The organism is Pseudoalteromonas sp. 23_GOM-1509m, assembly GCF_000518425.1.
GTDB classification, from domain to species: domain Bacteria; phylum Pseudomonadota; class Gammaproteobacteria; order Enterobacterales; family Alteromonadaceae; genus Pseudoalteromonas; species Pseudoalteromonas tetraodonis.
This window is the reverse complement of the sequence record NZ_KI912433.1, coordinates 330,092-350,464: the sequence shown is the minus strand read 5'-3', so window position 1 is coordinate 350,464 and position 20,373 is coordinate 330,092. Positions and strand designations below refer to the sequence as shown.

Annotated in this window: 24 protein-coding genes and 1 tRNA gene; 17 read left to right on the top strand and 8 right to left on the bottom strand. The window is 39.6% G+C overall.

All coding sequences use genetic code 11. The features are described from left to right. The first annotated feature begins 105 nt into the window (after positions 1 to 105). The 10 genes from N523_RS0115045 to N523_RS19490 all read left to right on the top strand — a co-directional run bounded on the left by N523_RS0115045 (position 106) and on the right by N523_RS19490 (position 8,184). The gene (locus N523_RS0115045) at positions 106 to 696 is read left to right on the top strand and encodes a DUF4402 domain-containing protein (protein ID WP_028833963.1); all 591 of its coding nucleotides are present in this window, start codon (positions 106 to 108) and stop codon (positions 694 to 696) included. A 37-nt stretch (positions 697 to 733) separates the two neighbouring features. Further along, positions 734 to 1,183, top strand: coding sequence for a DUF4402 domain-containing protein (locus N523_RS0115040; RefSeq protein WP_028833964.1), 450 nt, complete (start codon positions 734 to 736; stop codon positions 1,181 to 1,183). Between the two features lie 21 nt (positions 1,184 to 1,204). Continuing rightward, on the top strand, positions 1,205 to 2,029 hold the full coding sequence (locus N523_RS0115035) for a fimbrial biogenesis chaperone (RefSeq protein ID WP_028833965.1): 825 nt from the start codon (positions 1,205 to 1,207) through the stop codon (positions 2,027 to 2,029). Positions 2,030 to 2,032: 3 nt separating this feature from the next. Continuing rightward, positions 2,033 to 5,023 (top strand): carboxypeptidase-like regulatory domain-containing protein, encoded by a 2,991-nt coding sequence (locus N523_RS0115030; RefSeq protein ID WP_028833966.1) that lies wholly within the window; start codon positions 2,033 to 2,035, stop codon positions 5,021 to 5,023. An 18-nt stretch (positions 5,024 to 5,041) separates the two neighbouring features. Then, positions 5,042 to 5,704 (top strand): SPOR domain-containing protein, encoded by a 663-nt coding sequence (locus tag N523_RS0115025; protein ID WP_028833967.1) that lies wholly within the window; start codon positions 5,042 to 5,044, stop codon positions 5,702 to 5,704. Between the two features lie 67 nt (positions 5,705 to 5,771). Next, positions 5,772 to 6,365: a FlgO family outer membrane protein gene (locus N523_RS0115020; RefSeq protein WP_028833968.1), complete on the top strand. Its 594-nt coding sequence runs from the start codon at positions 5,772 to 5,774 to the stop codon at positions 6,363 to 6,365. A gap of 12 nt (positions 6,366 to 6,377) precedes the next feature. Beyond that, positions 6,378 to 7,055 (top strand): FlgO family outer membrane protein, encoded by a 678-nt coding sequence (locus N523_RS0115015; RefSeq protein WP_013465606.1) that lies wholly within the window; start codon positions 6,378 to 6,380, stop codon positions 7,053 to 7,055. An 8-nt stretch (positions 7,056 to 7,063) separates the two neighbouring features. Next, positions 7,064 to 7,741: a FlgO family outer membrane protein gene (locus N523_RS0115010; RefSeq protein ID WP_028833969.1), complete on the top strand. Its 678-nt coding sequence runs from the start codon at positions 7,064 to 7,066 to the stop codon at positions 7,739 to 7,741. Between the two features lie 74 nt (positions 7,742 to 7,815). Continuing rightward, positions 7,816 to 7,890 (top strand) — tRNA-Arg (locus tag N523_RS0115005). Then, positions 7,891 to 8,184 carry a hypothetical protein gene (locus N523_RS19490; protein ID WP_036959866.1) on the top strand — a complete coding sequence of 98 codons (294 nt, stop codon included), beginning with the start codon at positions 7,891 to 7,893 and terminating at the stop codon, positions 8,182 to 8,184. Between the two features lie 305 nt (positions 8,185 to 8,489). Here the strand turns inward: N523_RS19490 and N523_RS0114990 are convergent, their stop codons facing one another. The 4 genes from N523_RS0114990 to N523_RS0114975 all read right to left on the bottom strand — a co-directional run bounded on the left by N523_RS0114990 (position 8,490) and on the right by N523_RS0114975 (position 12,347). Further along, on the bottom strand, positions 8,490 to 8,657 hold the full coding sequence (locus N523_RS0114990; protein WP_155949132.1) for a hypothetical protein: 168 nt from the start codon (positions 8,655 to 8,657) through the stop codon (positions 8,490 to 8,492). A 393-nt stretch (positions 8,658 to 9,050) separates the two neighbouring features. Further along, on the bottom strand, positions 9,051 to 9,983 hold the full coding sequence (locus tag N523_RS0114985; protein ID WP_028833971.1) for an exopolyphosphatase: 933 nt from the start codon (positions 9,981 to 9,983) through the stop codon (positions 9,051 to 9,053). Positions 9,984 to 10,116: 133 nt separating this feature from the next. Then, positions 10,117 to 11,565 (bottom strand): dihydrolipoyl dehydrogenase, encoded by a 1,449-nt coding sequence (locus tag N523_RS0114980; RefSeq protein WP_028833972.1) that lies wholly within the window; start codon positions 11,563 to 11,565, stop codon positions 10,117 to 10,119. Between the two features lie 53 nt (positions 11,566 to 11,618). After that, positions 11,619 to 12,347 carry a glutathione peroxidase gene (locus N523_RS0114975; RefSeq protein WP_008466566.1) on the bottom strand — a complete coding sequence of 243 codons (729 nt, stop codon included), beginning with the start codon at positions 12,345 to 12,347 and terminating at the stop codon, positions 11,619 to 11,621. Between the two features lie 113 nt (positions 12,348 to 12,460). On the opposite strand from N523_RS0114975, the gene N523_RS0114970 reads away from it, so the two are divergent. Beyond that, positions 12,461 to 13,360 (top strand): LysR substrate-binding domain-containing protein, encoded by a 900-nt coding sequence (locus N523_RS0114970; RefSeq protein WP_028833973.1) that lies wholly within the window; start codon positions 12,461 to 12,463, stop codon positions 13,358 to 13,360. A gap of 14 nt (positions 13,361 to 13,374) precedes the next feature. On the opposite strand, the gene N523_RS0114965 is transcribed toward N523_RS0114970, so the two are convergent. After that, positions 13,375 to 14,562: a flagellar assembly protein T N-terminal domain-containing protein gene (locus N523_RS0114965; protein ID WP_013465600.1), complete on the bottom strand. Its 1,188-nt coding sequence runs from the start codon at positions 14,560 to 14,562 to the stop codon at positions 13,375 to 13,377. Between the two features lie 139 nt (positions 14,563 to 14,701). Between N523_RS0114965 and N523_RS0114960 the strand changes: the two genes are divergently transcribed. Continuing rightward, positions 14,702 to 15,160 (top strand): LPP20 family lipoprotein, encoded by a 459-nt coding sequence (locus tag N523_RS0114960; protein ID WP_010387855.1) that lies wholly within the window; start codon positions 14,702 to 14,704, stop codon positions 15,158 to 15,160. Between the two features lie 88 nt (positions 15,161 to 15,248). On the opposite strand, the gene flgN is transcribed toward N523_RS0114960, so the two are convergent. From flgN to flgA, 3 genes are all read right to left on the bottom strand, one after another. Continuing rightward, positions 15,249 to 15,680 (bottom strand): flagellar export chaperone FlgN, encoded by a 432-nt coding sequence (gene flgN / locus N523_RS0114955; protein ID WP_013465599.1) that lies wholly within the window; start codon positions 15,678 to 15,680, stop codon positions 15,249 to 15,251. Then, complete coding sequence (gene flgM, locus N523_RS0114950) at positions 15,673 to 15,993, bottom strand: flagellar biosynthesis anti-sigma factor FlgM (protein ID WP_013465598.1); 321 nt, start codon at positions 15,991 to 15,993, stop codon at positions 15,673 to 15,675. The genes flgN and flgM overlap by 8 nt, the downstream gene beginning before the upstream one ends. A 75-nt stretch (positions 15,994 to 16,068) precedes the next feature. Continuing rightward, entirely contained in the window at positions 16,069 to 16,776 is a 708-nt protein-coding gene (gene flgA / locus N523_RS0114945; RefSeq protein ID WP_016899218.1) for a flagellar basal body P-ring formation chaperone FlgA, read from the bottom strand. A gap of 138 nt (positions 16,777 to 16,914) precedes the next feature. Between flgA and N523_RS0114940 the strand changes: the two genes are divergently transcribed. From N523_RS0114940 to N523_RS0114920, 5 genes are all read left to right on the top strand, one after another. Next, positions 16,915 to 17,847 (top strand): chemotaxis protein, encoded by a 933-nt coding sequence (locus N523_RS0114940; protein WP_013465596.1) that lies wholly within the window; start codon positions 16,915 to 16,917, stop codon positions 17,845 to 17,847. Between the two features lie 20 nt (positions 17,848 to 17,867). After that, positions 17,868 to 18,698, top strand: coding sequence for a CheR family methyltransferase (locus N523_RS0114935; RefSeq protein ID WP_013465595.1), 831 nt, complete (start codon positions 17,868 to 17,870; stop codon positions 18,696 to 18,698). Between the two features lie 129 nt (positions 18,699 to 18,827). Continuing rightward, positions 18,828 to 19,238, top strand: a complete 411-nt coding sequence (flgB, locus tag N523_RS0114930) for a flagellar basal body rod protein FlgB (protein ID WP_013465594.1) — start codon at positions 18,828 to 18,830, stop codon at positions 19,236 to 19,238. A 2-nt stretch (positions 19,239 to 19,240) separates the two neighbouring features. Then, positions 19,241 to 19,672, top strand: a complete 432-nt coding sequence (flgC, locus tag N523_RS0114925; RefSeq protein ID WP_013465593.1) for a flagellar basal body rod protein FlgC — start codon at positions 19,241 to 19,243, stop codon at positions 19,670 to 19,672. A gap of 13 nt (positions 19,673 to 19,685) precedes the next feature. Then, entirely contained in the window at positions 19,686 to 20,363 is a 678-nt protein-coding gene (locus N523_RS0114920) for a flagellar hook assembly protein FlgD (RefSeq protein ID WP_013465592.1), read from the top strand. Positions 20,364 to 20,373 lie beyond the last annotated feature (10 nt).

Genomic DNA, 20,373 nt, shown 5'->3' with positions numbered 1-20,373 from the left:
TTATAAATCAAAATAAAGTAAATATTTTCTAACTTTTTAGTGATTTTGGCCGATACTTAAATTAACCTGAACAAAAGGTTAACAACTTATATCTAAGGGAAAACTATGAACAAAATATTTACTAAAGCAGCGTTGGCTGCATCAATGGCAGTTCTTTCTTTCGGTGCTGCAGCTGAATCAGTTTCGTTTCAAGCAGGTGTTACAGTTCAAAATGCTTTTACCTTGACTAACGATTCGGCACTAGATTTTGGAACAATTCGTGCTTCAGCTGATTTAGCAACAACTGAAACAGCTACCCTTGTTTTAGCTGCAAACCCAGCAACCTCACCTACAACGGCTTCTACATCGATTGCAGATGCTGAAATCGCAATTTTAGTACCAGGTGCACCAGCCTCTTTTTCTGTTTCTGGCGTGTCTCCTTTCGGTTCACTAACCATTACGAATCCGCCAGAAAGTGCTATTTCACCTGATGCAGCACCTGCGGGTACTGCAGCATTTACTTTGGGAACTCCAACGTATTATGTGTTAACTGGCGCGACGCCTAACAGTGCAGCGACAACTGCCATTCAAGTAGACGCAAATGGTGAAGCGACATTTAATGTTGGTGCAACATTAACGACAGATGCCACTACACCTACTAGTGACTACATTGATGGCACTTACAGTGGTTCATTCACATTAGAATTAAACTATTAATGAGCAAAGCCTGCTTTATTACAAAGCAGGCTGTTTTATGAAATTAACTTTATTCATATTTGCAGCCTTCTTAACTTCAGGCTCGTACGCGCAGGTAACACCACTTGAGCAATTGAACTTTGGTAAAATTGTTATTAGTGATAATCAAAGTGTTAGCTCTATAACTTTGTTGCCTAGTAATACAAATACCTTAACCAATAAGATATATTTACTTGAAAAAGGCCATGCAGCTGAATTGTTGCTCGAAGGGTATCCAGCTCGTATTCAAGTGAATGTGAGTGACTTTATAAACGACCAACCTTTAAATAACATTTTCGGTGGTGCATCACTGATTTTAAATCAACTTATATACAATGCGACCATTACAACCGATACCACAGGAACGGCTTTATTAAGAGTTGGAGGGCAATTAAGTACCTCTGGTGACGGAAATACATATAAAGATGGCATCTTTGATACTACAATTGAAGTGACACTAAATTATTAGACAACTAGAGATGTTGATTAAATGACAATAATAAAAACTTTTTTTATCTTAGTAAGCTTTATTTTAATTAGCTTTCATTCTTATGCAAACTTACTCATTTCTCCAACAAGAATCAATTTTGATGAACGTCAACGTGTTGCTAAAGTCATTGTTGTTAATAACTCTAATGAATCTAAAACTTATAGATTGGAGTGGCAGGATAAAGTCGCACTAGCTGGCGGAGGGTATGCTAATTTAGCGGCTGATCAAGAAAGTTCATCTTCACTTAAAAATATGGTTAGGATTAGCCCATCGCAAGTTAGATTAGCACCAGGAGAAAGGCAGATTGTTAAGCTTGCTATTCGAAAGCCAAAAGGTTTAATAGAGCAGGAGTACCGCTCTCATCTAGCCTTTAAAGCACTTCCTAATGAAGTTCAAAGTCAGCAACAGAGGCTAGGCATTAAGGTAAACTTACTTTTAAGTTACACTATTCCTGTTATTTTGCGAAAAGGTGCTGTAAAACCGAATGTTAATATTAGCAACTTACAGCTTATACACAGCCCAGAAAAAAAGGCGCTTGAGATCGAAATTTTACGAGAGGGTGGCTTTAGTTCTTTTGGCAAGTTAGAAGTTTTCTTTAAGCAAAAAGGAACGGATACAGAGAAAAAGATCGCTATGTTAAACGATTTTAGTATTTACCCTGAGCTCAAAAGAACAACGGCGACGATACCAATTTTTGCAGATCAAAATATTCCGAAAAATGGCCAAATTCGCGTAATTTATACAGGACTTAAAGAATATCGCGATACTATTTTTAGTGAAAAGGTTGCGCCAATCAATAATGCAATTATCGGTAATTTGAAATAGGCGATGTATTACTTTAAGCGGTTAAAGTGGTTGCTGATCATTTTTTTATCTATTGATCCATTATTAGCAGCAGAGCCTGATACTCAGGCCATTTTTGCTAGCATAAAAAAAATAGATAAAAAATGGCAGCAATACAACACTGATCAAGCTTTAAATGAAAGAACAGAGCCTGAGCTTAATGTGCAGCAAGGTGAGGGTATCCCCGAAGGGGAGTTATTATTTTTTTCATCGTTCGTGAAAAAAAATTACCTGGGTGAAATGCTCGGGGTGAAAAGTAAAACCGGTGTATTAATCGATTTATTAAGTTTTTCAGAAAGTCTGGATTTTGCTATCGATATAAACAGCGATGACCTTATTGCTCAAGGCTGGTTTATTAGTGAAGATAATCAGTTTTATCTAGACTTAAATACAAATACAGCAAAAATTAACGGCGCTAGATATTCATTTAATAGCCAACAAGCTTATGCGGAGAACGGCGATATGTTTGTTGATAGTAACTTGTTAGCGCAGTGGTTTTCGTTAGATATTGATATTGAATATTCAGCACTTGAGCTAAATGTAAGCTCCCCCACCAAATTGCCTATAGAATTAAAACGCGAAAGAGAGCAGCGAGAAACTGTAACGAATAGAGAGTCACGTCAAGCAATCTTACCTTGGAAGGCCAGTCCATACAGCGCAATTTCATCGCCTCTTGCTGATGTGCAGCTTAGTGCAACTAAGAGTAATACGGATTCAGCGATAGGGTACTCTGTATTAGGATCAAATGACTTGGCCTATTTTAATACTCAGTATTTTTTTGCAGGACGAAAACAAGATTTACTATCTGATTCAAGATTATCATTTAGCCGTCAAAGTAAAGATGCACGCCTATTAGGTCCTTTAAATGCGACAACGGTTCAACTTGGAGATGTATTAGCAACTCAAGTCGGTAAACGATTTAATGGTAGTTACGCCAGAGGAGTAAAAGTTGATAACAAACCACTTTTTAAACAGGTTAATAGTAATCAAATTAACTTAACGGGTGCTATTCAACCAGGGTGGGATGTTGAGTTATATAGAAATGATGTACTGCTAGCGCAGCAGTTTAGCTTAGCTGATGGGCGCTATCTATTTGAAGACATTGATTTATTATTTGGCGCTAATAATTTTGAGCTGATTTTTTATGGTCCACAAGGACAAGTAGAGCGAAAAACAGAGCAATATTTTATAGATGGTAATAGTTTGTCAGCAGATGAATCGTTTTATGAGTTTTCAATTACTGAGCAAGGTGAGCAGTTATTCAATCAGTCACTTTATTCGACACAAGGCAAAGGTTGGCAGCTAGCGGGTCGTTATGAAACGGGATTAACTGATTATTTATCGGTTTATGCTGGTACATCAATATTAAATAGCAATTCGGGTGATAATGTTAACAATTATGCCTTTGGTTCAAACCTGAGTATATTTGATAAGGTATTACTTAATCTAGATTATGAAAAAAATAATAACGATGAAGATAAGCTAGAGGTCGCGGCTAGAGGTGAATTAGTTGGTCAATCGGTACGTTTAAGCCTGTCTCAAAACAATGAAAAAATAGTTGGTGATACAGATACAGCGAAAACTGAAAGTTATCAACTATACACGGCAGGAAAGTTATTTGATGAATCATTTGGAAGCTTGAGCTATCAAAATACGCTCGCCTATAACAACAGAGAATTTAGTGACTCATATTTAAGTGTTGATAATACCTTATCGTATAATTTAGGTGGTACCGTTGTTAGTAACAATTTAATTTGGCGAAAATTTGATTCTTTAGATGATGCAACAACACTTGGCAGTATGCGTCTTCAACATCGATTTGGTAAAACATACACTCGTTTTAGTGTTGACTACAGCGCAGACTCTGGTTCGACTATACTGGGTTACCAAGCAGAATTAAGCCGTAATTTATCTCAGAATTTGCAATCTGAATTCACACTAAGAAACTCCCGTATAAACGATTTAGTTTCTATGGAGTTGGGTCTAAATTGGCAAAGCGATAGTTTTAGCTTAAATAGCACAATGAGCTACGATGACGATGATAATTGGCGACTAGGTTTATTTAGTCGCTTTAGCATCGGTTTTGATACGAACACTGACGAGTACTTTTTAAGTAAAAGAAGCCTCGTAAATTCAGGGACTTTAATGGTTCGAGTTTTTCTTGATTCAAATAATAACAATATTCAAGATGATGGGGAAAAGGGAATTGAAGGCGTTAAGGTAAAAGGAGTTCAAAATTATCGCCGAGCTGTAACTAACGAAAATGGCTTAGCGATACTTAAAGGTATGCCGGCGAATAGAACAACCGACATAGTGATTGAGCCTGGTAGTATTAGCGAGCCTTTTTTAGTTGCCGCCAACGATGGCTTTTCAATTACACCGCGTGCCGGCTTTGTTGAATATATGGAAATCCCGCTTAATAACAGTAGTGAATTAGAGGGAACTGTTTACAAACAAGATGAGCAAGGCAGCAGTGAAGTACAGCCTTTTGCTACCATTAAATTACTCGATAAACAAGGTAAGCAAGTGGCGCAAACGCAAGCTGCCTATGATGGCTATTATTTGTTTACCGATTTACGCCCTGGCGAATATAAAGCGGTTATAGATGATGAGTTTAAGCAACGTAAATCCTTAAAAGATACGCAACAGGTGGTGGTTAAATTACCAGCACAAGGTGAAGTGGTAATGGGTGTTGACTTTGAGCTTAAAGAAAAAACACAAACGCCAGCGTATATTGCTAATGCGGGTGGGTTTTCATCATTGCCGATTATGAAAGCGTATTATCAATTAATTAAGCGCCATCTAAATGAGCAATCAAAGCGAGATGCTTTTTATATTAAAGACGATAAACAAAAACGGTATATTTTAGCCGTCGCTTATGCCGAGTCTGCCAAAGGAGAGCTTGAACAAGTATGCGCAGAATTAAAAGTGAAAGGCTTGAACTGCCAAGTCCAAGCGCAACTTATTAGCCACTAATAACAATAAGGTTTAACCATGCAACATGCTAATTTATATAAACGCTATTCAATACTCATCGCCTGTATTGGTGCTCTTTTTATATCTGGATGCAGCAGTCCCAAAACAACAGTAGAGTCGCCTCAGCCTAAACAAGCCAGTGCAAGCCTTTCTGACGAGGAGTTAGCGCAGCTAAAAGCATCGTCTCAACAGTGGCAAGCAGCCAAAGCAGGTGTTGAGCGTCTATTAGTTATTGAACAAGACTTAAAGTTATTAATAAGCCAATTAAATGCGGTGGCAAATCAAGGGTCTGCATCAAAAAATACGCCTGTAGTACCAACAGCTAAAGCTTCAGCTGAAACGGTAGCACCAAAAGAAGCACAAAAAGCTCAAGTGGCAACGAATGCAGCAGCTGATGAAAAACAAGCCGTTAAAGCGCTGTTTGCCCTCCAAGTTGCAGCCGTTACCGACAAAGACCGACTTAGCCAAAGTTTAAATCAAATAAAAGCCAGCGCATCTTCGTTATTTGAGGGGGAATTTGTGGCGAATGTAGAAACTATCAACGTGAGTGGCATGACTTACTACCGTTTAAAGCTTGGGGCTTATCAGGAACAAGCGAATGCGGCTGCTGATTGCGATAAACTTAAACAGCGCCAAATCAACTGCATTGTGAGTCATTACACCCAGCAGCCTTTAAAATAAATATGTGACAAGGGTATTCGGCATAATAATTGCTTTGTTGTTATTATGTTTTTAGAGGATGGCAACTATGCGCCTTTTGTTACCCTTACTATTATTAAATTTAGCGGGCTGTAGTTTAACACCTCAGCCAAAGCCGAGTATAAGCACTGATGCGACTAAAGCGGTTATGGCACCTTATACGGTGAACCAGTACGTAAGTAGCTTAAGTGCCCAGCTTAGCCATATTAAAGAGCCTTTTAAAAGCACTGCTTCAATTGCGGTCAGTAGCTTTTATTTAGCAGATGCCCTAGATTCTCACGTTGCTCAAGGACAGGGGGCAGGGCTTAGCCAGCAGATTCAGGAAAGCTTAATAACCCAATTCACCCAATTAGGTTATAACACGGTTGAATATCGGCTTGAAAACCAACTTAACTTATCAGCGAGTGCAGACTCAGTACTTAGCCGCAATACTGGCAACTTAAAGCAGCGTCAGATTATTGACTTTGTCATCACCGGTACTTTAACTCGCCAAGAGCATGCTTATATTGTTAATGCACGAATGGTAAATATGCAAACCAACCAAGTTGTATCTGCCGGCAGTACTGAAATTCCCATCAATGTGATGTGGAGCAATGAAAAAATACAGCAGCGCGGTGACTATATTTACCGCAGTGAATATTAATTAGGAGCACACATGAAACGCCTACTATTAACTTTATGTTTGCCACTAGGCTTTGGTTGTTCACAAATGACAAACCATAGTGACACACAAATTACCGACGATGCGCCTATGTTTTTTGAGCAACGCCCTGTAGCCGCACCTACACAAAGCGACTCGCTGTATCAAAATAAAACAGCAGTGATGAATAAAAACAAACAAGTTAACACGCCAACACGCAAAAATATTAATCACTATGTGCGTGGCATCATGCAAGATATGGCTGAAAATTTACAGTACGTAAATACTAAAACGCCATTAGCGGTATCAAGCTTTGTATTTTTAGATCGTGACTACAACAATGCTGACTTAGTGGGTAACCAAATAGCAGAGAGCTTTATGCATGAGCTGCATAATTTTGGTGTACCGGTCATTGATTTTAAAACCACCGATTATATGCGCGTAACGCCTGGCGGCGATTTTGTTTTTAGTCGCGACTACTTAGAGCTTAACCAAGAACAAAACTTTAGTTACGTATTAGCAGGCACGTTAGTAAACCACCAAGGCGGCATATTAGTAAACGCACGTATTGTTGGTTTAGCGAGTAAAGCGGTTGTAGGTTCTGCACAGGGCTTTATTCCGCAATCAGTGATCGACGCGTTAAATAGCAGTAACAGTGCTGATGGCATCATGCTAAAACAAGCGAGTAAGTGAGGTTTATCATGGCTAACTTAGCTAAGCGCTCAGCTTTAATTAGCATAATTGCATTTTCATTATTACTTTCAGGCTGTAATTTACTTGGTGAATCTAGCATGGCTGAACCCGCTAAGGCTGAGCCTGAACAAACGGTGGTAAGTAATCTTGATTTTAACCAAATCATGGCGCAAATGCAGCGCAATGACGAGCAAGAGCAATATGCTGATACAACGCAATTTAACCCAAACAAGCACCACAAAAGCTTAGTTAATTACGTTGAGCAAATGGCACTTGATTTAACCGACACCATGCAAGTAGCCCCGCAAGATGCAGCGATTGCGGTGACTTCGTTCGTTGATTTAGACGCAAGTTTAACTACAACAAGCCAGTTAGGTAATCAGTTATCAGAAACCTTTATACATCAGCTACAAAAGTTTGGTTATAGCGCCGTTGATTTTAAAACAGCCAATTTAATTACCGTAAATAAGCAAGGCGATTTTGCCTTTACACGTAACACTCGCAAACTTGCAGGTACCAGTATAGCCAGCCATGTATTGTCAGGCACCCTTATTTATAGAGAGGGCGGCGTAGAAATAAACGCACGCGTTATTGATATTCAAAGCAAACGCTTAGCAGCCAGCAGCCGAACATTTATACCGCTTTACGTATTAAATAAAGAAGATATATACTTATCAAGCAATTAACTTAATTTGATGCTTGATATAAAAAACCAGATGCCGTTATAATTTCCAAACACCTAGTACTTAGCACCCAGCGTGGCCTCTTAGTTAAATGGATATAACGGCCCCCTCCTAAGGGGCAGTTGCAGGTTCGATTCCTGCAGGGGCTACCAATGAAATCAACAGGTTACGGTTTTATTTCTATTCCTATCCCAACTCTATGTAGTATATTTGTAGCAATGTCAGCAATGTCAGCAATGTCAGCAATGTCAGCAATGTCAGCAATGTCAGCAATGTCAGCTATGTCAGCTATGTGGCATTTGCGGATAAAAAGTGAATTTGAAAGCCTGTTGGGTGGCGCCTTCGGCTTAACCAACCTACATTTTGACGTAGGTCGGATAAGTGGCGGAGCCACGCCATCCGACAAAAATGATGAATCTACCAGAAACAACTGCTTTACACTGTAAGTTAAACCACTCTATAACGACTATCGGCTGAGTGCCAACAGTTTAGATTGGTAACGCCCATAATCATGGGCTAAAAATGGTTGACTAAAATAAGCGAGGCAGGAGCAAAAGCCAACAGTTTTTAGTCCTGACTTATTCGCTTGTTATGTTTCAGTTGCTTGATGAGTAATTAGTATTTTTTCTATATCCTCAATAGCTTTATATTGTTTGTCGAGAACTTCATCTAAAGCGTTTTCCATACCAATTCTAGATAGGTTTTCTATCTCGATAGTGCCATCATTTAACGCAACTCTAATTGATTCTGCTTAAGATTTATATTCTGAAACTAGAATAGCTAGAGCAGACAACTTAGCATTTGTTTTTTCAAACGCTAATTGTTTTTCTGATAGTTTACGAGTTCGTACTATTGCCATAAAAGAAACACATACTGCAATTAAAGCAATTGAAGTGCTTATTATTTCATATTGACTCACAAACTCTCCTTGAAACATAACAGCTTTATCAGAGAACACTTCCCCTACTTTAGCGCGAAAACATCCTTATTTTATGAACTTGTATTAATAGCAAATAGTGTAAGCTATTGCCAGCTATAAATATTATGCCTTATGTAGCTTATATAAACATGTAAAAATAGGAAAGTTTCCTCTTATTCTTACTAAGTTAATGATGACTCACCCGAATGACTATATTTCTCTCAAAGAAGCCCTCCATTAAATTTTTCATAATAAAAAAGCGAGCTATCAATTAGCCCGCTTTATAAAATACTTTGCCGAACCCCGAACCCCGAACCCCGAACCCCGAACCCCGAACCCCGAACCCCGAACCCCGAACCCCGAACCCCGAACCCCGAACCCCGAGGCTATAACTCAGCCATCACTGGTAATCGTAGCAATCAGCTCACTCAATACTTCTTCGGCTTTGCTGGTTTCTACTTGGCAAGTGCCGGCATTTAAATGGCCGCCGCCACCGTATTTAAGGCATAACTCGCCAACATTAGTATTGGAGCTGCGGTTGGTGATTGATTTACCAATGGCGTACACCACATTTTGCTTTTTAAGCCCCCACATTTTATGTATTGAGATATTACATTCGGGGAACATGGCGTAAATAACAAAGCGATTAGTGGCGAATATGGTCTCTTCTTCGGTTAAATTGAGTACCACTAAGTTGTCGTGTACTGATGAGCAGCGGTCTATTTGCTCTTTAGCTTGTGCGTTGTGATCGTGGTATAAAGCAACACGCTCGGCAACATCTTCCATTGCTAGTATTTGTTCTATGCTGTGATCTTTACAGGCGTCAATTAACTTCATCATTAACTGGTAATTAGAAATTTTGAATTCACGAAAACGACCAAGTCCTGTGCGCGCATCCATAATAAAGTTCATCAGTACCCAGTCTGTTGGGTTTAAAATTTCGTCTTTTGTAAATTGTGCCGAATCCCCTTTATCGACCGCTTCCATCATGTCAGTTGAAATATTAGGGAATTTCTCTGCACCGCCATAATAGTCGTATACAACGCGTGCCGCAGAGGGCGCATCTGGGTCAATAATGTGGTTTTTTATATCGCTTGCGTTACGAACGGTTTCACTCAAGTGGTGATCAAATGCAATATGACAACCGGCAACATAGGGGAGGTTAGTGGTAATGTCGTTGCTGGTAATGGCTATTTTACCGTCTTGCATGTCTTTTGGATGCACAAATAAAATATCGTCGATTAAATCTAAATCTTTAAGTAATACGGCACACACTAGGCCGTCAAAATCGCTTCGAGTGACAAGTCTATATTTATTATTGCTCATTTTCGGTCCATTTTTGTTTGTTTATTAATCTGAGTGTAGCAGTTTAAACTCCATTTTATATACCAGTTTTTAACATAAAAAAAGCCAAAACAATGGTTTTGGCTTTGAGTAGCAAGTGTGTATTAGTGATGTGTTATGCGCCTGGGCCACATTCCATACAATGGTTAAGAATGTCTGGGCCAAATTTTAATTTAGCGTTTAAATCACGCAGTGCAGTGCGTAGACCTTCTTCAATAACAGGGTGATAAAAAGGCATATCTAGCATTTGTGGTACAGTCATTTTGTTTTGTACAGCCCATGCAAGTAAGTGTGCTATGTGCTCTGCTTGTGGGCCAATAAATTCAGCACCTAAAAATAAGCCGGTACCGTGCTCGGCATACACACGCATGTGCCCTTTGTTTTTTAGCATAACGCGGCTACGGCCTTGGTTTTCAAAGCTGACTTCGCCTATTTCAAAGCAGTCACAGCTTCCTAATCGTTCGCTAATTTCTTTAAAGCTTTCACCAACCATGGCTATTTGTGGGTCGCTAAACACAGCGGCAATTTTAGCTCTACGTAAACCAGCACGCACTTGAGGATAACGGCCTGCGTTTTGCCCTGCGATTGTTCCTTGATCAGATGCTTCGTGAAGCAGTGGGATCATGTTACTGGCATCACCGGCTATAAATATGTGTGAGTCGCCACATTGCATAGTATGGGCATCGGCCGTTGGTACGCCACGTTCATCGAGGTCTATGCCGGTATTTTCTAACCCTAGCTTATCGGTGTTTGGTACTCGCCCAGTTGCAGCCAGTACATAGTCAAACTGCTCAGTATGTTTAACACCTTGCTTGTCGGTATAGGTTAGCTCTGCTTTATTACCTACTTTTTTCATGTCTGATACGTTTGAGTCGGTATCAACATAAAATTCTTCTGCAAATACAGTGTTAGCGTAATCTTTAACCACGGGGTCGGTTAATGGGCCTATGGCACCACCTACGCCAAATAGTTTTACCTTTACTCCTAATCTGTGCAACGCTTGGCCAATTTCAAGGCCTATAACGCCAGGGCCAAATACGGCTACTGATTCTGGTAAATCATCCCAGTCGAATACATCGTCATTTATAATCAGTCGGTCGCCAAAGTTATTAAATACGCCTGGGTAAGAAGGGCGTGAACCCGTTGCAATTACAAAGCGTTTGGCAGTAATAATGGTGTGGTCGTCTATTTGTACGCGGTTGGCGTCTAAAAATTGTGCATAGCCACGAATTTTATCTTCGCTAGGTATTTCATCTACCGCTTCTACTACGAATCCTGCAAAGCGATCGCGCTCACTTTTTACTCGTGCCATAACGGCTTTACCGTCAATAACCGGTTTTGAGCTGTGAACACCAAAGGCAGGGGCCATTTCTATTGAATGGGCGGCTTCTGCTGCGGCAATCAATAATTTACTTGGCATGCAACCAACACGTGCGCAGGTTGTACCGTATGGGCCTGATTCAATCATAAGTACGTTTTGAGTAAATTGTTTAGCATTACGATAGGCACTTAAACCAGCGGTACCTGCACCTATAACAACAACGTCGGTTTGCAATTCTTTCATAGTGTTTATCCTTTAGTAAACAGGGGCATTGCGCCCCTGTTTTATTTACTTAATTAAGCAAAGTATTTTTCTAGGTCGTCTGAGCCACCAATGTGCTTACCGCCAATAAATACTTGTGGTACTGTTTCACGGCCCGATACCGCTTTAAGGCTGGTAAGTGATGCGCCAGCACCCATTACAATTTCTTCAAAAGCAAAGCCTTTAGCTGTAAGTAGCTCTTTTGCTTTTTTACAGAAAGGACAGCCAGGCTTAGTAAATAGAGTAACTGCTTCTGGTTTTACTTGAGTTGGGTTGATGTAATCAAGCATAGTGTCGGCGTCTGATACTTCAAACGGGTCGCCTGGTAAATCTGGTTCGATGAACATCTTCTCTACTACGCCATCTTTAACCAGCATAGAGTATCTCCAGCTGCGCTTACCAAAACCTAAATCGTTTTTATCAACTAGCATACCCATGCCGTCAGTAAATTCGCCGTTACCATCTGGTAGTAAGGTAATGTTTTGCGCTTCTTGATGTTCAGCCCATGCGTTCATTACAAAGGTATCGTTTACTGATACACAAACAATGTCGTCAACGCCATTTTGTTTAAGTACACCAGCTAACTCGTTGTAGCGTGGTAGGTGAGTTGATGAACACGTTGGTGTAAATGCACCAGGTAGTGAAAACACAACGACTGTTTTGCCTTTAAAAATGTCATCAGTAGTTACTGATTTCCATTCGTCGTTTTGACGCGTTGCAAATGTAACGTTAGGGATTGTTTGACCTTCAATATTGTTTAACATGTTTTTAGTTCCTCTTGATTTGTTGATAGCCATTATGGCGAACAATTAAATATAGTTCCAATCGTTTGTTTGTATTAAACTGATAGATGTAAACTATCAGGTTGAGTGTGAATATGAACTTAAAAGATTTAGAGTATGTCAAAGCGGTTGCCCACTATAAGCATTTTCGTAAAGCGGCCGATGCCTGTTTTGTAAGCCAGCCTACTTTAAGCGGGCAAATTAAAAAGCTTGAGCAAGAATTGGGTGTTATTATTTTTGATCGCTCTACCAAGCACGTTACCTTAACTGCCAAAGGTGAACGTTTATTGACACAAATAGCTGTCGTTTTAGAGCAAACACAAATATTAAAAGAGCTGGCAGCAACATCTAATGAACCACTGCAGGGTAAGCTTACCATTGGTATTATTCCAACGATTGCGCCTTATTTATTACCTACGCTACTAACATCAATGAAAGCAGCGTTTATAAATAGCCAGTTTTCGTTTATTGAAATGCAAACAACCACTATTTTAGCTGCGCTAGAAAGTGGTGAAGTCGACTTTGCAATTTTAGCGGATGTACCTGAACTTAAAAGTTACCATACCATTGATTTATATAAAGAAGACTTTTTAGTTGCCGTATCAAGCGATAACGTATTGTGTAAGCATAAAAAAGTGGCACTGCAAGACCTGCAAGGTTGCAACCTATTAATGTTAAGTGATGGCCATTGCTTTAAAGATCAAGCCCAGCAGTTTTGTTTTTCGGCAGGAGTCGATGTTTCCAGCCAGTATCAAGGAAATAGCCTTGAGACTTTATTAGCGCTGGTGGCGATGGATGATGGAATTACATTTGTGCCAAAACTTGCAGCAATACCACGAGTGGGTATTCATTATTTGCCTATTTTTCCTAATCAACAACGTAATATTGTGTTTGCATGCAGAAAGCATTACCCGCACTTATCTGGGGTTGAGCAATTGGCTCAGTGGTTAAGCGCCCACTCTAATTTAAAGGCTAAACTAAGCGAGGCGCTTTAGCATTTTACATGCGGCTATTGCTCGGCAATCTCTACAATGTCATTAATTTGTACGCCCGGCAAAGGCTGATCATTAATACTAACGGCAATAGCGCTGTGCTGATAAAGCTGCTCAATTCGTATACGGTTAAGTGTAGTGATGGTATGCGGCATAGTGTTGCCTTGTGCGTCGGTTAAATAATTATGATGGGCAATACTCAGTTGTTGGCCTTTTTCTAAGCCATGAGCCTTACCTAAATTAATCACTAATTTATTGTTTTCCATATGCATTATTTTACCTTGAGTAGGTAGACAGGCCATGGCAGCTTGTAGGTCGTAACTTAAGGTTTGGTTTATATCACTAATGCTTTGGCCAAAAGGTGATTGCCAAAACCGATTACTATTTACATCAATAATGGCTGTTTTTTCAAATGGCCAAATTGCTTGGCTTTGATAGCTATTTTGCCATAATGGCTCATAAGTGGTGCCATTAAATAAGCTAAACTCTATTTGGTAGTGGCGCTGATAGCTTTCATCTTGCCAAAACGCATAGTCGCTATTGAGTTTATCGCTGGTAGATAAACTGGTTATTTGACTTAACAGCACATATTGCGCGTTGCTGCGTGATGAAATTTCTTCTAACTGACTGTTTGAATAGTCATGCTGTTGATTAAAGTAGGTATCAACCTTTATAGCTTTGTTGAAATAGGCAACGGGTATTGCACTCATTTTTGATTTTTGCAACGAGGTATAAATGTTTTTACTGACTGCTTTGTTAATGTCAAATATTTGACCCATTCTCGCTTGTTCACGATTTGTTAATTGGCTTTGCGTGACAGCTATAAACTTATTAAAGTTACTTTGTGGACATTGCTCTGTTTGCGCAAAGATATCTAAGCGTAAGGTAATTGCAAACTCATCACTACTGCGGTTTTCACTGACAAGCTCTATTTTTTGAATTTCGCCTTGGCTACTTATTTTTAGCTGATCTTGGGTTAAAACACCATCAACAAGTGTTTGCACCGAGCTCACCCGCGCACCAGAGAATACAAGGGCTTGGGTAATCGCATCTTTTATTGCAGCGGCCTTTGCACCGGGAATGTCGCTATTTTGAATAACCGCATGGCCTGTAGACTCATACCACTGAGCGTGAGTAAAAGGTGAAAACGTTAATACAGCAGTGGTGCTTAATCCTGCCAATACTGCTTTTAAAAACGACTTCATACTCTTACTCCAATTAAACGTTAGCGTTAATGAGTCTCAGCAAGTAATGTACCACTATTATTTGTTGTTACAGAATATATGTATCACTGGCATTAAACGTGCATAACTGAGTTTAATTAGTTTTTAAAGGCCCTGTATGATGCGAGTAATGCCATTAATGATCACATTAGGCTGCTTAACGTTAAGCGGTTGTAGCAATATATTTGATAAGCACGTTGAATATAAATATGTTGAGCCAAATAATTACCCTGTATTAAAAGCAATAGGGTACGCGCCCATTAGTTTGCAGTCGGGAAGTAATGACACTCAAAAACAGCTTATGGCAATTAAAGCCTCCAAGCTAGAAGCATACCGCGAACTAACGGAACAAGTGTACGGGCAAAAAATTACCGCAGGCACAACCGTCGCAGGCTCTGTTGCCCAAGATGATTATTTACAGAGTAAAGTGCAAGGTATTATAAAAGGCGCGCAAATTATAAAAACTTATGCCGTTAATGATATGTATATTACTGAGCTTGAGCTTAATATGAAGCGCGTACACGACTTGTACATCGGTGAGATAAAACCACGGGAAGTGAAAAAAGTCACTTATTACTAAGCGACAAGTTATTACTAACCGACAAATTATTAATCATAAAAAAACGCCTAAACGAATAATCGTTTAGGCGTTTTTTTATGATTATTCTTTAGGCTTTTAGGTTACGCACAATGCTGTTGTCAGTATTAACTACACTACCGGCTTGATCGTAGGTCATAGACGAAGGTGCGCCAATTAAAATACCCTTTAATTGCTTTACACTTAACTGCGCCTGGTGCGCTGCATGAGCGTTAACTTCATTTTGTTTTTGACACTGCTCAAGCTTTTCTCGAGTTAGCTTTATTAAGTCAGCGTTTTCATCTGTTTGCTGATCATTACTGGCAATCAGTTTGCTGAGTTCTTTATCAAGGGTGCTTATACTGGTTAAAAAAGACATTTTTTGTTGGGCAATTTCTTTTAAACCTTCACCTCTTCGAGATGCAATCGCTGTAAGCTCCTGAGTGAGTAACTCGCTCAGTTTTGTTAAGCAAGTAATTTGCTCATTTAGTTTAATTGTAATTAAACTATTGTGATCAGCCATAAACGTTAAACTCAAAGTCTGCTAAATTTTTGGCAAGCTTCTCACTGTCGATTTGATAATTACCTTCAGTAATCGCTTTTTTAAGCTCAGCAACTTTGTTGCTATCAAAACCAGAAGACTGCTGCGCTTTCTCTTGTAACGATTTTAACTGCTTAGCTTGCGGTGTTAAGCTCACCGAATCGCTGGCAGCTTTAGGTGAAGGCGTTTGTGCCGCCTGTGTATTTGCATTATCTCTTTTTAAATCAACTTTTTGCTGTTGAGTGTTTGTTAAAACACTCGGTTGTTGATTTGATTTATTTACTTGACCGACCATAATAAAAATCCGTATATTGCCCAACTGATGCCTTTATATCGGCATTTATTAAAGATACTTTAGCATAAATTTATATTAAATATTTACTTGCACAGACTCTACACCATCTACACGCGCATTTAAAACTTTACCTGTCTTTTTGTTTTCTACTCTTACTTGCTCGCCCAAGGTGCCATCCTCTAATGCAATACCCGTCGTTTTCACTCTTAACCCTTTGATATTAGCATAAATTGTAACAGAATCACCTTTGCACACCATACATATTTGATTAAGTAAAACGGGCATTCCTTCACGGATGTTGCGTTTGCTACGACTACCAATAAGAGCCGTTGGATCTTCAAGGTACTGCGCTCTGATAAAGTGTGCAGGGCGCATATCAATACTTAAATGGGATGGAGTAATCACTTCACCTCGTGCTAAATTGGTAGTTGCAACTACAACAGGTGCTGATTCAGTGATTCTGACATGAACGTACTGTGCCCAGTTGTCACTATCGTTACATTTTATTTGAATAGTGACTTGGCGATTAAAGGGAGGCTCACTTGGCGTTATTAGCTCAGGCTCAGAATTACATTGGCGATCGGGAATGCGGCTATCTAGCGGTAATGCGCTAAACTGTATTTTGTTATCATTTGTAGTCACTGCTTTTTGAGCAACATAAGATACAGCCATTTCTTGCAATAACTCTTTACTAAATACTTGTGCCTTTAGTGGCAAAGCGAAGCAGAGGCTAGCAAGAAAATAAAAAACACTGTATCTTCTGGTTTTTTTTAACAAACTCATAATGTTTCGACTATGCTTATGGTTGCAAACAGGGTATAAATATTTTGCGTCAGAATTTAGACGCCCCCGTTGTGTTATGACGCTTTATTAATTGAAAGCAATTATCGTTCCTTATATTTGTTTTCTTAGGAGATTTAAATGGCCGGCATTTTAGACTCAGTAAACCAACGTACACAGTTGGTTGGGCAAAACCGCTTGGAATTATTGTTATTTAAGCTTAATGGGCGTCAGCGCTTTGGTATTAATGTGTTCAAGGTAAGAGAAGTTCTTCAATGCCCTCCATTGACTAGCATGCCGAAATCTAACACTTATATCCGTGGCGTAGCACATATTCGTGGGCAAACTATTTCGGTGATTGATTTATCTATGGCCGTAGGCGGGCGCCCAATAAAAAGCATCGAAGATGGCTTTATAATAATTGCTGAGTATAACCGTACAGTGCAAGGATTCTTAGTAGGTGGTGTTGAACGTATAGTTAACATGAACTGGGAAAAAATAATGCCACCGCCGTCAGGAGCAGGTCGTTATTCTTATTTAACAGCCGTCACTGAAATTGAAAATGAGCTCGTTGAGATACTCGACGTAGAAAAAATCTTAAACGAAATCTGCCCAGTTAATACTACCGTGAGCGATGATGTTGCCTCGCAAGGTAATATACAAAAAGATTTAGGCGAGAGAATAGTATTTATTGCTGATGATTCGGCTGTTGCGCGAAATCAAGTAAAACGAGCATTGGAACCATTAGGTGTAACAACTGAGTTGGCTAAAAATGGTAAAGAAGCTTTAATAAGATTAAAAGAAATTGCAGAGCTCGATTGCGTAAATGATATTACAGAGCGAGTAGGGCTACTCATTTCTGATGTAGAAATGCCAGAAATGGATGGTTACACGCTGACTGCAGAAATCAAAGCTAATCCTAAACTTGCGCCACTACATGTGATTTTACACACATCATTGAGTGGTGTTTTCAATCAAGCGATGATTGAAAAAGTAGGAGCAGATGATTTTATTGCAAAATTTAACCCAGACGAGCTTGCAACAGCCGTTAATAAATGGGTTCATCGTGATTAATAAACATAGGTGTTATTGATTTGACTAATAAAGATTTGCAGCAAAACGAATACGATCAATTTCGCTTATTTTTAGAACAACAGTGCGGTATTGTTTTAGGTGAAAATAAGCAGTATTTAGTAAAGAGCCGTTTGGCACCATTAATGTCTCGATTTAATGTTGAATCGTTGTCTGAATTGGTAAGTAAAACTCTCGGTGTGCATGAGCGCCAGTTGCGCGCAGCCGTTGTTGATGCCATGACAACCAATGAGACATTGTGGTTTAGAGATCAGTATCCGTTTGAGTTACTTAAAACCAGATTATTCCCTGAGTTTAAAACGTTAAACAGGCCATTAAAAATATGGTCTGCGGCGAGCTCATCAGGACAAGAACCCTACTCAATAGCGATGTCGGTTGCTGAGTTTCAATCCAGCAGCCCTGGTGTTTTAAAAATGGGTGCACAAATAATTGGTACAGATATATCAAATACCATGCTTGATATGTGTAAACATGCTGAATATGATGCATTGGCATTGGCTCGCGGACTCTCTGCTGAACGTCGTAAAAAGTTTTTTAAAGACAGCGGCAATGGTATGGCACAAGTGGTTGATTCATTGAAAAAGCAAGTGAGCTTTAGGCATTTAAATTTGCTCGATTCGTACGCTTTAATGGGTAAGTTCGATATTATATTTTGCCGTAATGTTTTAATTTACTTTTCACCTGAGGTGAAAGCCAAAATAATTGCACAATTCTCTCAAGCACTTAACCCTAAGGGGTATTTATTTTTAGGTGCGTCGGAGTCTATGTCTGGTTTAAGTACTGACTTTGATATGGTGCGTTGTAACCCTGGTATCATTTATCAAAAGAAATGACCTTCATTAATATATTATCCCTCCTCTAAACGACGCCTATTGCGTCGTTTTTTGTTTTTATCATCACTATTTTCACTGCTGGCTCATTTATTGCTTTATCGGTACTGAGTCAATTTTTTGGAGGTAGTTATGGCTATCAGTTTTGATAAAGCATTAGGCGTGCATCCGCATGCGATGTTGATCCGTTCGCAAAGAGCAGAAATGCTCGCTACTAATATCGCAAATGCTGATACGCCCGGCTATAAAGCAAAAGATATCGACTTTGCCTCAGCATTAAAAACGGCAAAGTCCAACCAACTAAGCGGCAATACCATGGTAAGAACCAATGAAAAACACATTGCCGGTGGTACCCGTAGTGTAGGTAGTAATGAACTATTTCGTACGCCAAATCAAACAGATACAGGTGATGGCAACTCTGTTGATATACAAGTGGAACGGAACTTGTATACACAGAATGCTATGGAGTATCAGGCCAGTGTCCAGTTTCTTAATGGTAAATTTAAAGGCCTGAAAAAAGCCCTCGGTAGTCAAGGAGCCTAATTATGAGTTTATATAATGTGTTTGATATTGCTGGTTCTGGTATGAGCGCGCAAAACGTGCGATTAAATACCACGGCAAGTAATATCTCTAATGCCAATACAATTAGCTCTTCACAAAATGAGACGTACCGAGCGCGACAACCTGTATTTGCTGCGGAGCTAACAAAAGCGTCAGCGTCAGCAAGCAACCCACAGGGCTCTGCCGTTGGTGTAAAAGTGTTAGGAGTGGTTGAAAGTAATAAACCACTACAAATCGAATATAACCCAAATCACCCGAGTGCGGATGAAAATGGATATATTTACAAACCCAACGTGAATGTTGTTGAGGAGATGGCAAATATGATTTCTGCTTCTCGCTCTTATCAGACAAATGTTCAAGTTGCTGATGCAGCTAAGCAAATGTTAAGTAAAACACTGCTGTTAGGTCAGCGGTAACTGAGGGTAGCTCATGAGTAACGATATTAGTACTTCTTCATCCTACATGGACTCTTTACGTTGGCAAGATAAGCAAGTGCCAAAAAAAGAAGAGAGTGATGCGTTAACCCAAGAAGATTTCTTTTCGTTGTTAACACAGCAGTTGTCATATCAAGATCCCAGCAAACCAGCTGATAACGATCAGATGATTGCACAAATGACAAACTTTACTATGGCTGAAGGGATCTCAAATTTAAACTCTAACTTTGAGTCTTTAGCTGCGTCGATGACATCAAATTCAGCATTGCAAGCATCAACACTGGTTGGTAAGCAAGCGCTGCTGGAGTCTGACACACTTGAGCTTAATGAGTCGGGTGAGGTAAAGGGAGCGATTGTTGCTGAAAAGCCGGTAGACAATTTAACGCTTCGTATTGAAGATGCATCAGGGCAATTAGTTAAAACTATTGATTTAGGCACGCAGCCTGCAGGTGCGGTTCGCTTTGCTTGGGATGGTAAAAACGAAGCGGGTGAACGACTTCCTCCTGGTGAATACAATGTTAAAGCTGAAGGCAGTACGGATGGCGAATTCTCTAGCTTACCAATTGCCTCATTCAAAAATATTGAGAGTGTTAATATTAATGGCTCAAGCGGCATTATTATTAATACCAAAGAAGGTGCGGTTAGGCTGACTGATGTCGCAGAAATCGCGTAATAGATTTTAT

Excerpts from the sequence above, each read along its gene's own strand:
- N523_RS0115045 (WP_028833963.1), top strand. The coding sequence starts at position 106 with ATGAACAAAATATTTACTAAAGCAGCGTTGGCTGCATCAATGGCAGTT.
- N523_RS0115040 (WP_028833964.1), top strand. The coding sequence starts at position 734 with ATGAAATTAACTTTATTCATATTTGCAGCCTTCTTAACTTCAGGCTCG.
- N523_RS0115035 (WP_028833965.1), top strand. The coding sequence starts at position 1,205 with ATGACAATAATAAAAACTTTTTTTATCTTAGTAAGCTTTATTTTAATT.
- N523_RS0115030 (WP_028833966.1), top strand. The coding sequence starts at position 2,033 with ATGTATTACTTTAAGCGGTTAAAGTGGTTGCTGATCATTTTTTTATCT.
- N523_RS0115025 (WP_028833967.1), top strand. The coding sequence starts at position 5,042 with ATGCAACATGCTAATTTATATAAACGCTATTCAATACTCATCGCCTGT.
- N523_RS0115020 (WP_028833968.1), top strand. The coding sequence starts at position 5,772 with ATGCGCCTTTTGTTACCCTTACTATTATTAAATTTAGCGGGCTGTAGT.
- N523_RS0115015 (WP_013465606.1), top strand. The coding sequence starts at position 6,378 with ATGAAACGCCTACTATTAACTTTATGTTTGCCACTAGGCTTTGGTTGT.
- N523_RS0115010 (WP_028833969.1), top strand. The coding sequence starts at position 7,064 with ATGGCTAACTTAGCTAAGCGCTCAGCTTTAATTAGCATAATTGCATTT.
- N523_RS19490 (WP_036959866.1), top strand. The coding sequence starts at position 7,891 with ATGAAATCAACAGGTTACGGTTTTATTTCTATTCCTATCCCAACTCTA.
- N523_RS0114985 (WP_028833971.1), bottom strand. The coding sequence starts at position 9,983 with ATGAGCAATAATAAATATAGACTTGTCACTCGAAGCGATTTTGACGGC.
- N523_RS0114980 (WP_028833972.1), bottom strand. The coding sequence starts at position 11,565 with ATGAAAGAATTGCAAACCGACGTTGTTGTTATAGGTGCAGGTACCGCT.
- N523_RS0114975 (WP_008466566.1), bottom strand. The coding sequence starts at position 12,347 with ATGTTAAACAATATTGAAGGTCAAACAATCCCTAACGTTACATTTGCA.
- N523_RS0114970 (WP_028833973.1), top strand. The coding sequence starts at position 12,461 with ATGAACTTAAAAGATTTAGAGTATGTCAAAGCGGTTGCCCACTATAAG.
- N523_RS0114965 (WP_013465600.1), bottom strand. The coding sequence starts at position 14,562 with ATGAAGTCGTTTTTAAAAGCAGTATTGGCAGGATTAAGCACCACTGCT.
- N523_RS0114960 (WP_010387855.1), top strand. The coding sequence starts at position 14,702 with ATGCGAGTAATGCCATTAATGATCACATTAGGCTGCTTAACGTTAAGC.
- flgN (WP_013465599.1), bottom strand. The coding sequence starts at position 15,680 with ATGGCTGATCACAATAGTTTAATTACAATTAAACTAAATGAGCAAATT.
- flgM (WP_013465598.1), bottom strand. The coding sequence starts at position 15,993 with ATGGTCGGTCAAGTAAATAAATCAAATCAACAACCGAGTGTTTTAACA.
- flgA (WP_016899218.1), bottom strand. The coding sequence starts at position 16,776 with ATGAGTTTGTTAAAAAAAACCAGAAGATACAGTGTTTTTTATTTTCTT.
- N523_RS0114940 (WP_013465596.1), top strand. The coding sequence starts at position 16,915 with ATGGCCGGCATTTTAGACTCAGTAAACCAACGTACACAGTTGGTTGGG.
- flgB (WP_013465594.1), top strand. The coding sequence starts at position 18,828 with ATGGCTATCAGTTTTGATAAAGCATTAGGCGTGCATCCGCATGCGATG.
- flgC (WP_013465593.1), top strand. The coding sequence starts at position 19,241 with ATGAGTTTATATAATGTGTTTGATATTGCTGGTTCTGGTATGAGCGCG.
- N523_RS0114920 (WP_013465592.1), top strand. The coding sequence starts at position 19,686 with ATGAGTAACGATATTAGTACTTCTTCATCCTACATGGACTCTTTACGT.